Origin of the sequence: Sphingobacterium sp. WM (assembly GCF_029542465.1) — a bacterium.
Classification (GTDB): Bacteria; Bacteroidota; Bacteroidia; order Sphingobacteriales; family Sphingobacteriaceae; genus Sphingobacterium; species Sphingobacterium cellulitidis.
In genome coordinates this window covers 2,430,788-2,445,353 of sequence record NZ_CP120709.1, presented here as the reverse complement: position 1 = coordinate 2,445,353, position 14,566 = coordinate 2,430,788, and the positions used below count along the sequence as shown (strand labels likewise).

Genomic DNA, 14,566 nt, shown 5'->3' with positions numbered 1-14,566 from the left:
ACTGATGTAATGAGTTAAATATACAGGCTGATTTTTGTCCGCCTTGTTTTTTTACCATCCTATCCAATAATTGACTTTTACCATAAATGTATTTGTAGGGGCTATTCCCCAGATGTTATCGAGGTTATTTCCCCATCCGGGTTGATAGACTGGCATTCTTCCGGAACGATTATGTTCCCATACTAGGTAGAGGGTTGATCCAGGAAGGTATTCCCAACGAGCAACCAGGTTTGATCGGAATTCATTAAAACTAAAGTTGGGGTCTTTGAAGTTTCCGGCTGTTGCTCCTGCACCTATGGTATATAATCCATCAGCATAGGAGATTTGGTCTGCGGCGAACTCTTGGAAGCGTTCGGAGTAGGTACGTGATAGGGTATTGGTAGCATATTTAAAGCGATCGTATTGCGCAGTTGAAGTGAATGGCGATCCATAGTATTGGATGGATAAATCCGGGGTAATATTACCTTGTAATCTGAAGGTAAAGCCATAAGTTTCTTGTCGCATTCTACCCATCACATAGGATTCTTCATTAGCATTTATGCTAGGCAGGTCTGTCGTGCCGACATATTGTAAATTATCTTTGTTCCAGGCATAATTGAACTGGGTAACCAGGTGAATGTGATTTCCGATTCTGAAGGTTACAGAAGGTCGGATTTCATTATATCGAGTTTCACCATCCAGGAAATGCTTGCCATCATAATCTACCTTGACAAATACACGTTTTGCACGATCGGAGTTCATGGAAAATGTACTGGTAAAATTTGGATTATAGCGAAGATCATAACCACCACGAAGCATGCGGGTATCCACGGAATTCCAACTGAAAGCTTCTTTTAAGTCCATTTCAATTCTTCTCTTGATGGTCAAGCTTCTAAATCTTAGCGCAAGGTTATTGTCTATTGCATTTCCGCCATAGTTCCATACGTTTCTTTGGGTCAGCGTAATTCCGGCAGCACGAAAAGGACCCCAAGGGTCAGTTTTACGGTATGCTAGTTCGGATTCATTGGATTTGTAATCTGTTTGTTTTAGGTATCCAACTTCATTGAGGTCAAAGCCAGGGGAGGACCAACTGAAAGTTTCAGCATAATTCCATTGGGCATTTCCTTTTTTACCGGCTTTTATATATCCACCTGTACCTGATAAGGAAGTCGCATCAGGTTTCATATCCAGGTATTCTGCGCCTGATTTTCTTTGGAAAAAATGGGTGGCATTGTTTTTTGTTGCCATAATTGCGTCCTTACTTCCAGAAAGGGTGCTGAACATGGCCTTGGATTCGACATAGTATAATCTATTGGAGAAGTATTTTGTAAAGTCAACTCCAGCAGTGAAGGCATCATTTACCAAGAATTTTTCCAGATGTGGAGCATCCATTTTTCTATTGACGGAGGTAATCATCCCTCCAAGTAAAGTGTTGCCATCCCAATTTTTCTGTACTCGGGCTACCGTATAATTGGTGAGTGGTTCAGTTTGTACCCTTTCTTCATCGTTTCCAAGGTTTGTGACACGTTGGGAGGTCTTTGCAGTAATACTTTCCAGAATTCCAATGGTTAAACCCTTGCGGTTTGTTCCGGTTAGTTTCATCGCACCGAGGATAGGCACAAAGTCAGTGCTGCTGGCAAAGATTTGTTGATTATCTATATTCGGATATTGATAGCGAGGTCTTGAGCCTATTCTTCGTGAATAGAACATCATTCCTCCCTCATTATTGTCGAATTCAAGGATATGCTTTCCTTCAAGGAAGAATGGTCTTTTCTCCTCATAGAATACCTCATAGGCTGTCAGGTTCATGACGGAAGGGTCAAGTTCCACCTGACCATAATCAGGGTTGATGGACAGGTCCATGGTATAATCTGAGATTGCGAATTTAGCATCTAGACCTGCATTTGGTTTCCAACGGCTTCCATCCTGGTAAGGGCTGTTTTCGATTTTCGGTTCGCGGATTAATTTAGTCATGGCATAAGGCAAGAACTCAATTCCCTTAGGCTTAGGCAAGTCTTGCATGCCATGCATGGTTCCAAAAGAAAAGACATGGCCATTGTTCTTAATAGGAATCATACTCCAATTTTGTACCTCATTATTTTTACGAATAATCCGACGAACATGAAGTCCCCAGATTCCATCGTCATTTTTTTGGTTATAGCGGATCTGGTTGAAAGGGATTCTAAGTTCGGCAGTCCAGCTGGAATCCGATAGGTTTTGACTGGTCCGACCTTCCCAAACTGCATTCCAACTTAGGTTGACAGAAAGTTTATCAGTTACCGTTAGGTCTGTTTTATTTCCGCCTAAATTGATATTGAATTCTACTGCTGCGCGATAGTCATGGTAAGGGTCGAAAGCAATACTGATCAGATCGCCATTGCTATTATCATCACGGTTTCCAATAAAAGCATTCATGGACTCAGGATGAATATCCTTGCAATAAACACCGACATAGATGTTTTTGTCGTCATAGAAGATTTTCATTTTCGTCCAAGAGCCTGTATAGGCCCGTTCAAAAGGAATTACCTGAGAGAATTTCTCAGACCAAACTCCTTGATTTTGCCAAAGGTCTTCATCGAGTTTACCATCTACCTTAGGTTGTTGATTGGAGATTTTGGTTGCCTGATAGTCTCTTTTATAGGCATCTTCAAAGGATACAACTGGTTTTCGTTCATCCTGACTATAGGCCAAAAGTATATGTAGAGCAAAAATTACTGATAGTAGATATTTCATCGGTTGAGTTTAGGGAAACACAAGGTTTCAATCGATCGAGCCAAATGTATTAAATTATTGAATAATAAAATGAATAAGAATGTGTTAATTCTGTTACTCAGGTAGGGGCAGATTTGCTAAAAAGATTTTAAGTTTTTGAAAAGTTCAATTTTATTTCTAATTTTTGTTTCAATAAATCAATTTATTTCCGAACCACAAATTTGATGATTGCCGAATATTTTAATATGGAGGCTACGAGACACGATTTTACACTACTATACCATAAATTTCATCAACGGTCATATTTATTTGCATAATCCTTGGTTCAAAGGGATGAAGTTGCGGAAGATATTGCTACAGAGTCATTAATTATTTTATGGGAGAAGATGCGGACAGAAGAAATTCAGTCGGTACAGAGCTTCTTGTTTAAAATAATTAAGAATAAATCATTGGATTACCTGAAGCATATCAAGGTTCGAAAGAAAGTAATGGATGAAATTGATGATTGGTCGGAGCATGAAATTGATTTTAGGTTGAGTATGGCTGGTTCTATCAATGATGATTTAATTCTTTCGAAAGAAATCCGAGAGATTGCATTAAAAACTTTAGAAAAATTACCGAGTAAGACTAGGGAAGTGTTTATGTTGAGTCGTCAAGAACAATTAAAGGGAAATGAAATTGCCGAGAAAATGGAGATGTCCTTAAAAGGAGTAGAGTATCATATTTCCAAAGCAATTAAAGCCTTACGCATTAGTTTAAAAGATTACTTGATGATTTTATGGTTGTTTGGTCAATTTTTAAACAGATAATTTAATAATTGAATGGAAGATCTTTTGATAAAATATATAAGTGGTTCAGCGAGTCCGGAGGAGAAGCGGGAGGTAATGGATTGGGTTCAAGCTGACCAAAATAATAAAAAGGAATTTGAGGCTTTACAAAACACCTATTATGTTTCTCTTTGGACAGATGATTTAGAAATTCAAGAAGAGGAAGAAGAAAACATTGTTTCCCTAGTTAGAGAACCCCTTTGGAAAAAGCTATTGAAAATTGCAGCGGTATTATTGATTGGCTTTAGTGTTTTACTCAACCTAAAAAATTATTGGGAAGATAAAGGGCCGGTTTCTAGCGATAATAGACAGTCTGTACATGTTCCATCTGGTCAACGAGTGGAAGTGGATTTGGTAGATGGTTCGAAGGTTTGGGTGAATGCGAATTCTAAATTGGAGTATCCAGCAATTTTTAACCAATCAGAGCGGATAGTCTATCTAGATGGGGAAGGTAAGTTTGAGGTAAAGCCAGATGAAAAGTTGCCTTTTATTGTTAGAACGCAAGATTTTGATATCAAAGTATTGGGAACAACTTTCAATGTTAAATCATACCGAAAGAAGAAAAATTTTGAAACAGCATTAATAGAAGGTAAAGTTGAGATTACGAATATTAAGAGTCACCAAAAGATTCAATTAAAACCGAATGAACTTGCAAAGTTTGAAAATGGAAAGCTTATAGTATCTAATTTTTCAAGTTTGGATCCGTATCGTTGGACTGAAGGTTTACTAACCTTTGAAAATGAGTCAATCGAAGATATTCTTAATAGGGTTGAAGAATATTTTGGAGCCACAATAATTATTGAAAATAAGAATTTAAGGGATAAAAAATATACTGGGAAATTTTGGATAGATGATGGTGTTGAAGATATGTTAGATGTCCTTCAGAAAACAAACGATTTTAAGTATTCCAGAAATTATGATACTAAAGAATATATTATCTATTAGTGTCTTTTAAGTCTTAGCAAGATTAAACAATAAAAAGGGATTGTAAATTATTACAATCCCTTTTTATTGTTTAAATGTTTGTTTAATAAATGAAATGTTATGAATGCTTAAGTTGTTGTAATTAAGGTGAATATATAACATAATAATTTTGTTGATATTTGTTTTAGGGTATCCTTGAATTTAGTCGTCTTCCATTTACTAAGCAATTATTTTTATTTATTTATAACTGAATAAACCTCTTGATTACAAAAATGTTAATGAAAAATTATGTGAAGAAGACACATTTACCTAAGCTTTTTTTGAAAAAAATAAAATCCAATTTAAACCCCTAGTATGAATAATATATACTTAAATCCAATTTTTAGGTTTCGGTGTAAACCTAAATCTATCCTCCTGGCACTTGCATTAATGGTTGCAAGTAGTCCTGTTTTTTCGCAGAATAAGACTGTGACTCTCAAGAAGAATAATATGTTGATGAAGGATGCTATTTATCAAATTGAGAAGCAGACGAATTATTTATTTATCTATGATAATTCTGTAATCAATCCCAATAAAACGATCAATATAGACTTTAAGAAGGAAAAACTTGAAGATGCCTTGGCGAAATTGTTTAGTGGTACTGACGTTAAGTATGTTATTGAAAACAGGAATATTCTTTTATTAAAGAACAATCAACCTATCAATAATTCAACCTCTCAAAATCAGGAAAAAATCGCTGTTCGAGGAAGGATTACTGATAAGAATGGCCAATCTGTAGTTGGAGTTACTGTTGCGGAATTGGGAACCAATAATACACGTGTTTCGGATCAGAATGGTAATTATTCAATCAATGTAAATCCTGAGGGGACATTAGCATTTCGTTTTCAAGGTTATCAAACTGTTGTTAAACCTGTCAATGGTTTAGCGGTTCACAATATTACTTTTTCGGATGATATCAGTGAATTGGATGAGGTTGTGGTAATAGGTTATACCAGTCAAAAGAAATCGTTGGTAACAGGGTCTGTTGCTACGATGAAAATGAATGAGGATTTAATGACTTTGCCGACTACTTCAGCTGGGAATCTCTTAGTGGGTCAATTGCCGGGAGTAAATGTTAGTACGCCCAATTCAGTTCCAGGAAATCAACCATCAGTAAGTATTCGGACGGGCTCCTCTATTAATGGACAACCGATTACGTATGTAATTGATGGAGTTGTTCGAGGAGGCGGAGACTTTAATAACTTAAGTCCAAATGAAATTGAGGATATCACAGTTTTAAAAGATGCGGCATCGGCGGCAATTTATGGTTCACGTTCTGCTGGAGGTGTAATTTTAGTGACGACCAAAAGAGGGAATTTAGGGAAACCTATGTTCAATTATTCTTTTGCGAATAGTGTTGATACGAGGACAAAAAATGTGGATTTAACTTCAGCGGTTCAGGCTGGGGAGCTTTATACACGAATTAACGGCAGTTCAGATCCAGCAGGATGGGCATGGTCACAGGAGGAAATAGACCATTTTAAAACCATAAACAACGGTTGGGGCTATGACCAATTGGAAACGGTATGGCAGAATCCATCTACACAAACTCATAATTTAAGTGTTAATGGTGGATCAGATAGAGTAAGATATTTTGGGGCAGGTTCATTTGTTAAACAGCAAGGATTTCTGGATCCAATGACCTATGACAAATACAACTTCAGGATGAATGTTACAGCTGATATCAGTAAGGATTTAGAAGTTTTTACAGGATTAGCACTATATAATAATTTTACTGGGAATTTGATAGATGGTGGAGACACCTATGGAAAATTGCGGATTTGGCAACCGGATCAACCCGTTTATACCAATAGTGGGAAATATATTGATTATGGTTGGATCGGAAACGTAGGGGCTCGGGTAGATGGGGCTAGTGGATATAATACATCAAGTATGTTGAAGCCACAATTAATTATTAGTGGTACCTATAAAGCACCTTTTTTACAGGGATTATCTGCTAAGGTATCCTATAATAGAAGCTGGACTAATGATTTGAATAAGGTTTTCTACACCAATTATGATATGATGGTGATGAAGAAGACAGGTATCAATAATCGAATAATGTCCACTGATGATGCTGATATCGTTGGTGTTAAACGGTCAACCTGGGTTGGTAAAGATTATATTCAGCGTAAGTCATCCTATTCTGATGATAAGCAATTCAATGTGCAATTGAATTATCAAAATACATTTAATGATGTCCATGAAGTTTCGGCGGCATTAGTTTCAGAATGGTATGAGGGAGCTGGTTCAGGGGTTTTGGGAGGTCGCGAGACTTTCCCTGTTTATAGGACTGATCAGTTTTGGGCTGCAAGTGGAGCTAGAGCTGATAGTTGGGGAGATGGAGATACGGATTGGGTTTCAGGACGTATGTCTTACATTGGACAATTCAATTATAATTATGCCAGTAAGTATTTATTCAATTTCTCATTTAGAGAGGATGGATCGATGAATTTCTCGCCAGAGAACAGGTGGGGATTTTTCCCTGCTGGTTCATTAGGCTGGGTAATGACTGAGGAGAATTTCTTTAATGTTCCGGCTATTCTATTTTTGAAATTAAGAGCTTCGGTAGGTTTAACTGGGAATGATGCAGTTGGAGGTTGGCAGTGGCAAGAATCATATAGATCTGGATCTTCTGCCTATTTTGGTACAACTCCGGTTCAATCGGTGGGAATAACCTATGGAAATGTTGTCAACAGGAATTTAACTTGGGAGAAGGCTTTGAGTTATAATTTTGGTGTTGACATGAATTTCCTTAAAAACTGGAATTTATCTGCGGACTATTGGTTTAGAAATTCCTATGATATTTTAGGAAATCGACAAAGCACTTTACCATCCACTTTTAGTTTAACGATGCCTGCGGAAAATTACGCTCAAATTGAAGCACAAGGGGTAGATTTTCAGGTAGGATATAACAAAGCTACAGAGAATGTATCCTTTCACGGAAATCTGACGATGTCATATGGCTGGAATAAAGTAGTAAAGATGGATTATGCGGAGAATGCACAATGGCTTGATGTTCCGGTGGATAAATCGATGAATTATATTAAAGGGTTAGCTTTTGATAAGATCTTAAGAACCCAAGAAGAGGTAGATGCCTTTGTTGCTGCCAATCCAAATTACAAACATTCAGGACTTTCACCTGAATTAGGGATGATGGTTTATAAAGATATCACAGGACCTGATGGCCAAGCGGATGGAATCATTGATAATTGGGACAGTATCATGTTAAAGTCTAATAATTTCCCAATTGTTTATGGTTTGAATTTAGGAGGAAGTTGGAAAGGCTTCAGGCTTGATATGATGTTTTCAGGAAGATTATTAGAGAAGAAATTCATGAGTGACCTTGCGGGCGGAGTGGAGTGGAATAGGATGTGGAATGCATGGTACGATGATAGTTGGACTGCGGACAACCCTAATGCAAGTCTTCCGAAGCGTATTAGTAATAATAGTCCTAAGACCTATAATAATAACAGTGATTTTTGGTTGAAAAACGGCAGTTTCGTTCGTTTGAAATATTTAACCTTAAGTTATGACCTTCCAAAAGGGAATTTTTATAACAAGGTATTTGACAACATTAGGGTATTTGCTTCAGGTACCAATCTATTTGTGTTAAGTAAGTTCAACCAATATTATGATGTTGAAATTTCTGGAGGGAATGCATTTCCAGTCCTAAGGTCCTATAATTTAGGGATTGATGTAAAATTTTAACCATTAACCTAGAAACCATGAAATATAAATCGATATTAAGTGCAATATTACTTGCCGGTATAGTAAGCAGCTGTAGCTTAGACTATAAAAACACAGCGACTATCAATCCTGAAAATGTATGGACTGATAAAATCATGATCAATTCCTTTCTGACAGATATTTATGGCAAGATGATGCCAGGTTGGCCAATTTCGGCAAATGGAACTGATGAGGGGATGAATGGGCCAACAGATATGAGTGAATTTTCTAGAGGCATAATATCTGTTGAAAATCAAGGTCGAGGCCTAGATTATGCGAATATAGATCGGATTAATTTCTTTTTAGATAATCTGGAAACGACTACTATTTTGTCTGAATCGGATAAAAAGACTTTAAGAGCACAAGCGTTATTTTGGAGGTCTTGGGATTATTGGGGGAAGGTTTCGACCTTTGGTGGGGTTCCTTTAATATTAAAATTTCAAGATGTCTCGAATATTGAATCCTTATTTGTTTCGAGAAATTCAACTTCGGAATGTATGGTTCAAATCATCAAGGACTTAGATGAGGCGATTGCCAATTTGCCAGATGTTTGGACTGGTGCTGATTATGGTAGAATTGATAAGGGTGCAGCTATGGCATTTAAAGGGCGGGTATTATTAAATTATGCAAGTCCGCTTTTTAATCCAAGCAATGATGGCAAGAGATGGGAGGCAGCATATACTGCCAATAAAGAAGCCATTGATTTGTTAACCAAAATGGGAAAAGGCTTATACGAAGGTAACTTTGAAGATATCTGGTATAATGAGCGTAATAAAGAAGTTGTGATGGTTAACCAATATTATTATCCAGATCACCGATTAACACAAAATGCAATTCGTCCAGAACCATTAACCAAGGATAATGCTAATTATAATCAAGCAATTTTACCTTTATTAATGGCATTTCCAAAGAAGGATGGAAGTAAATTAGAGGTTGACATAAATAGATTAGCAGAGGATGCTAAGTATAACGATGACTTTATTTCAGATTTTTACACCAATCGTGATCCTAGATTTTATGCTACCATTTTCAGTCCTGGGACTTCTTATCCTGCAAAGGATGTTTTGGAAAATGATATGAAATATTGGAATACTTGGAAAAAAGTTGCTGATTCAAATTCTCCTTCAGGATTTAAATATACCACAATGATTTTTGATCAATTATCCAAAGGTGTAGGGGGGTCCAGTTCTGGATATTATCAATTAAAAGGATTAGATCGGGATTTGACGAGGAATACAGTTTATGATGGTCAGACAGATTGGATTGAAATCCGATATGCTGAAGTATTGATGAATATGGCGGAAAGTGCGAATGAAATAGGACGGTCTTCTGAAGCATTACAGGTATTATATGACATTCGAAAACGTGCAGGTATCACTTCGACAAGCGGAAAATTTGGAATTACAGCTAGTAGCCAATCTGAAGTTCGTCAAGCGATTTTTGATGAACGATTTATTGAATTTGCATATGAAGGAAAGCGGTGGAATGATATCAGAAGGTTAAAGAAATATGATCTATTGAATCAACTGAAATATCGTTCAGGTTTATATCCAGTAATAAAAGATGCTTCAAAAATTGCCGGTTTCAATTGGACAAAAGACATGTACGATCCAGAAACTAGAAAATTATTCAAGTTTGAATATGTAGAAATCCTTGATGGAAATGCGAACTATCAATTCAAATTGGATCTGAAACATTGGTTTTATCCACTTTCTAAAGATGTTTTAGACAGGAATTCCAAAATCGAGCAAAACAATGAATGGGGTGGTACATTTGATCCTCTGAAATAGTACTTCATTAATAAAATTTATGATGAAGAAGATTATTTTGTTTTTTATTTTTTGCTTTTTAGGATTTGAGAGTTTTGCCCAAGGCTGGTTGCCAGAGCAACAAGATAGAGTAAAAAAGTACAGATTGTTGGACTGTTCCTATGAACAGTCCAACTTAAAAAAGGCCAGTACTATTGAAGCCAATTCTGAGAATTGGACAGTACAAATTGATAGTAGCATAAATGCTAACAAAGGTTTAGTTACCTATGTATTTACTTTCACGGCTAAACGTGGGATGGAGGATGCCGGAGTTGCTGTTGCATTCGATGAATATGATTGGAGTAGTGATAATTTTGTTTTGATTCCTGCTGTGGTATATAATGGAAATAGACAACGAATTGTTAACCGCGAATATGCAACTGGATTAGATAAAACAGATTATTATCGAAAAGATTTAGCTTTGACTTCGAATCCCATTCCACAACTATCACCAGAATATGGGGCCAATTCACGTCTAGAAGTTAATATTAGCAATACATCAACACCTAATATTTCTTATCTCAAAAGAAACCAAAAGAAAGGGACCTTACTATTTACTGAGCAGGGCATAAATTGGCAAGGTGAAATTAAGGATCATGCATTAATAGTTGAGGAGTCATTGGATCGACAAATGGCAAGTTTTGTCATCAGTGCACCTGGAGTAAGAGAGAAGAAGCCTGAATTTATAGGATTTAGTAAAAGTCCAGATCGGGGTATAAAAGTTGAAGCTGGTACTGAGATTATTATTCGAGTAAATAGAGTTGCTTTTGATTGTGTGGATATTCCATCATTTTATTCCAGGTTTATGGAAGAGCGAAAGCAGCATTTACCAAAAACGGAAACTCGGAATTTAATTCCAATGAGTGCAGTATTTGACAAAATGACCAAGAATATTGAAGAGCGCTATTATAGCGATTCTGAGGTTGGTTTTTATTGTCCTGAAAATGCCAATTGGATGTCCTATGGTTGGGTTGGCGGATTGATTAATACCTATCCCATGTTAGCTATGAATAGACAGGAAGAATTTGAAAAAGTAGCTAGCACGTTCAATTTTGCCTTAATGAATGGAAGAGGGGCAAGTGGATATTATTATGATGTACTTAGCTCAGATAAAAAAATAGTATTTCGAGATGCAGCTAAATTATTTCCTGGAATAGGATTAACTCGGAAAAATGCAGATGTGCTGTATTGGATGGTGAAGCAGTTTATGCTGATAGAAAAGCAGGGGAAAGGAAAATCTATTGAAGCGGATTGGAAGTCGAATGTAAAACAATTAGCTGATGCCTTTGTCCAAACTTGGCGAGAACAGGGTACATGGGGTAATTATCTAGATATTGAAAAGGGAGTTATTGCAGTTTATAATACTACTGGAGGGGCTTCAGCTGTATCTGGATTAGCTTTGGCATCTCAATATTATAACGACCCAACCTATCTGAAGATTGCTAAGGAAGCTGCAAATAATTACTATAAGAGTTTTGAATTAACCGGATTTACCTCTGGTGCATGTGGGGATATTCTTCAAAATGCTGATTCAGAAACAGCAATTGCATTGACGACTTCCATGATGACCTTATATGAAGTCACTGGGGATAAGGATTATTTAGAGAAGGCTCAGCGTTTGGCAGATTATACTGCATCTTGGACCGTTTCCTTTCCCTATGAACTTCCAAAAAACACGGCTTTAGGGAAGTTGAACGCAAATCTTACAGGAGCAGTCTGGGCAAGCACTCAAAATAAACATGGAGCTCCAGGGTTCTGTACGCAGTCTGGAGACGTCTTATTTAAATTATTTAGGGAGACCCAAAACCCATTGTATGCTGAATTCATGCGTGATGTTATCCATGCACATGCTGAAGGTATTCAACCGAATGGAAAAATTACCGAGCGCTTGACCTATTGTGATGCTGACAGCCGTGGCTCTCGTGGAGATGGTGGGAAAACTGGATGGAATGAAACCAACGGAGCATTAATGTCAATTGAGATTCCAGGAATTTATATTCGAACTGATCTCGGAAAGGTGTATGCTTTTGACCATGTGGTTGTTAAAAGTTTTAAAAAGAAGCGTAAAGAATGGGAATTGGTATTGAATAATCCGACCACCTATGAAGCTAAAGTCAGCGTACTAGCTGAAGATAAGAAGCAAGCTGAAAAACCATTGGGAGAGAACTCTTATCTGGATTGGGGACGAAAAGTCGTAGTTCCAGCAGGTCAATCCGTAACCATTGAAATCTAATCAACCATAAAATCAATATATAATGAATACAAAAAGCTATTATTTACTATTAATAATTGCCCTTTCTTTCTTGACCTCCTATGGTCAGACCACTTTAAAATCAAAATATTTTCAAATTCAAGTAGATCAAAAAGGGTATATCCGTAGTATGAAAAATATTACGAAATCTCCTTTTAAGGAATTTAGCCCTACGGATAAGCCATCGCCAATTCTAACTTTATATAACACAAAGAAAAAGCAGTTTTATTATCCTGAGAAGGCTCAATATGAGCCCAGTAAAAAGGAGATGATTGTGGATTTTAGTAATGGTTCAAGGGCAAAGATTCAAATTGGAGAATTAAATAAATACCTACGGTTAACCTTATTGTCATTAACCAATTCTGCGGATATTGAAGCTGTTCAATGGGGGACATATCATACCAACATCAATAATTTATTTGGTGAAGTTATTGGAGTTGCTCGAGACACGAGCAAGGCTATAAATTATGCTATTGGTATGTTGGCTTTAAATGAAAATACGATTGGAGGGACTGCGGATGTACAAGGTGATGCGGCGCCGTTTCAATATGTCATTCATTCTCCAGATCCGAAGCGCTTTCCATTACCATTAACTTTGCATGAAGGTCAGATATTCACATTAGGAGGAAATGGACGTTCAGATGTTGCATTTTATTCACATAAAGAACCATACTATCGGATTTTATATGGCAATGCTGCAGAAGTAGATAAGAACGGAAGGATTTCAATCACCTATCAATCTCGGGATCGGACGAAGGAGCGAGAGGTCTATTATTCGCTTATTCCAAATATGGCGGCAAATACGCCAAATCATTTAAAAGTGGAGGCATTAGAAGGAATAAATTACATTGGCTCTAGCATAGCATTATGGGGAAGTCCGGATAGTACGGCATTAATGGATGTGATTCAAGAAATTGTGATCAAGGAAGGTTTGCCATATCCGAAGGTTAATGGGAAATGGATAAAAGATCCTGCGGCATTTGTACCAGATGTTTTAAGTGAGTGTGGTCAATATGATAAAATTATTGAGTATGCGTCCGCACTTGGTTTTAAGGCTATCTCTTTATATGATCAAGGATTTTTAAGGCCAGATCGTGGAAATAAAGGTTACATAGATGGCAAAGATTTTAGTAAGAAGCCTCTAAAGCTATCTTCAGGAAATTTATCCCATAAAGAGTTTGGTACCTTGGCAAAAGAACAAAATCTCGTTATTGGTAGAACCCCAATTACCAATTCTTTGGCTCCTGGAACCAAGGATGCAAGTCCGGTTCCAAGTGATAGTATTTGGTATCAACAAAAACGGGTATTGACAAAAGGAATAAGTGCTGAGGATACATTAATCTATGTCGACGATCCTACCTATTTAAATGAAGTAGGAAGTTGGCAAGCCCATGAAAAGAGTTTGAATATTATTAAAATAGGGAAGGAGTTAATTCACTACTTAGGTGTTTCAGATACAAAGCCATATCGATTGTTAAATGTTACAAGAGGTTATTGGAAAACAAAAGCAAGTGCCCACCAAGTAATGGATACCCTGTATAAGTTACAAGTGACTATTGAAGCTGGATATGCAGGTTTGATACCAAATATGGCCTTGCAGGATAAAATTGCGGAATATTATGCTGACATCTGTCATATCAATAATATGAGTTATTATGACTTTGACGGTCAGGAATTTTTATTTAATAATGGTCATGGCTATTATTCAGCAAAGCGTTTTTTCAGAAAAATGTTTGAGAGAGCAAAAGAATTAGGCGTTGAAGATATTCGATTTACTGGAGCTACGCTTTCAGAAGGTTCTTGGCATTATCAAAGTATTTGGAATGTTGGAGGTGGTAATAATCTGTATGATCCAAAGACTAGGGAATGGGGAAGTTCTACAAGTCAAGGAAAGGACTTGCGGGATGTTTCCTTTGCCAATTTCTTTCCAGTTGGTATGGGAGGTAATTTCCCAATAGGTAAGGATTCTAAAGTAGAGGATTTTGAGCATATTCAAGCTATGGCGATTGGTACCGGTGCAACTTATAGCATGAAATTAAATCAGAAAAACGTAGAGCAGAGTCCAGTGAAGAATGAAATTTTCAAAGTTATCAGAACTTGGGAGAATGCCAGAGCAGCAAATGCATTTCCAAACTGGGTTAAAGAGATGTTGGTGGATCCAAAAAACAGTTTCAGGTTAGAAGAAATAACAAAAGATTCTTGGAATTTATATAGTATTAATCTGCAAAATGGCAATAAAAAGTTATTAGCAAAATTAAAAAGAGCTAAAGGATACTAATAAAAAATATATTCTTCAT

The 14,566-nt window shown here is 36.8% G+C and carries 7 protein-coding genes; 6 read left to right on the top strand and 1 reads right to left on the bottom strand.

Translation table 11 applies throughout. From position 1 onward, the window contains the following. Window positions 1-51 precede the first annotated feature (51 nt). Window positions 52-2,712, bottom strand: a complete 2,661-nt coding sequence (locus PZ892_RS10475) for a DUF5916 domain-containing protein (protein ID WP_277711072.1) — start codon at window positions 2,710-2,712, stop codon at window positions 52-54. A gap of 299 nt (window positions 2,713-3,011) precedes the next feature. Between PZ892_RS10475 and PZ892_RS10470 the strand changes: the two genes are divergently transcribed. The 6 genes from PZ892_RS10470 (at window position 3,012) to PZ892_RS10445 (ending at window position 14,547) form a co-directional block, all read left to right on the top strand. Beyond that, window positions 3,012-3,500, top strand: coding sequence for an RNA polymerase sigma-70 factor (locus tag PZ892_RS10470; protein ID WP_277711071.1), 489 nt, complete (start codon window positions 3,012-3,014; stop codon window positions 3,498-3,500). Window positions 3,501-3,512: 12 nt separating this feature from the next. Then, window positions 3,513-4,463, top strand: coding sequence for a FecR domain-containing protein (locus tag PZ892_RS10465; protein ID WP_277711070.1), 951 nt, complete (start codon window positions 3,513-3,515; stop codon window positions 4,461-4,463). A 408-nt stretch (window positions 4,464-4,871) separates the two neighbouring features. Continuing rightward, a complete protein-coding gene (locus PZ892_RS10460; RefSeq protein WP_277711069.1) occupies window positions 4,872-8,192 on the top strand; it encodes a SusC/RagA family TonB-linked outer membrane protein in 3,321 nt (1,106 codons plus the stop codon). 17 nt (window positions 8,193-8,209) lie between these two features. Continuing rightward, the gene (locus PZ892_RS10455; RefSeq protein ID WP_277711068.1) at window positions 8,210-10,000 is read left to right on the top strand and encodes a RagB/SusD family nutrient uptake outer membrane protein; all 1,791 of its coding nucleotides are present in this window, start codon (window positions 8,210-8,212) and stop codon (window positions 9,998-10,000) included. A gap of 19 nt (window positions 10,001-10,019) precedes the next feature. Continuing rightward, the gene (locus PZ892_RS10450) at window positions 10,020-12,251 is read left to right on the top strand and encodes a hypothetical protein (RefSeq protein ID WP_277711067.1); all 2,232 of its coding nucleotides are present in this window, start codon (window positions 10,020-10,022) and stop codon (window positions 12,249-12,251) included. Between the two features lie 22 nt (window positions 12,252-12,273). Next, entirely contained in the window at window positions 12,274-14,547 is a 2,274-nt protein-coding gene (locus tag PZ892_RS10445) for a hypothetical protein (protein WP_277711066.1), read from the top strand. Window positions 14,548-14,566 lie beyond the last annotated feature (19 nt).

Excerpts from the sequence above, each read along its gene's own strand:
- PZ892_RS10475 (WP_277711072.1), bottom strand. The coding sequence starts at position 2,712 with ATGAAATATCTACTATCAGTAATTTTTGCTCTACATATACTTTTGGCC.
- PZ892_RS10465 (WP_277711070.1), top strand. The coding sequence starts at position 3,513 with ATGGAAGATCTTTTGATAAAATATATAAGTGGTTCAGCGAGTCCGGAG.
- PZ892_RS10460 (WP_277711069.1), top strand. The coding sequence starts at position 4,872 with ATGGTTGCAAGTAGTCCTGTTTTTTCGCAGAATAAGACTGTGACTCTC.
- PZ892_RS10455 (WP_277711068.1), top strand. The coding sequence starts at position 8,210 with ATGAAATATAAATCGATATTAAGTGCAATATTACTTGCCGGTATAGTA.
- PZ892_RS10450 (WP_277711067.1), top strand. The coding sequence starts at position 10,020 with ATGATGAAGAAGATTATTTTGTTTTTTATTTTTTGCTTTTTAGGATTT.
- PZ892_RS10445 (WP_277711066.1), top strand. The coding sequence starts at position 12,274 with ATGAATACAAAAAGCTATTATTTACTATTAATAATTGCCCTTTCTTTC.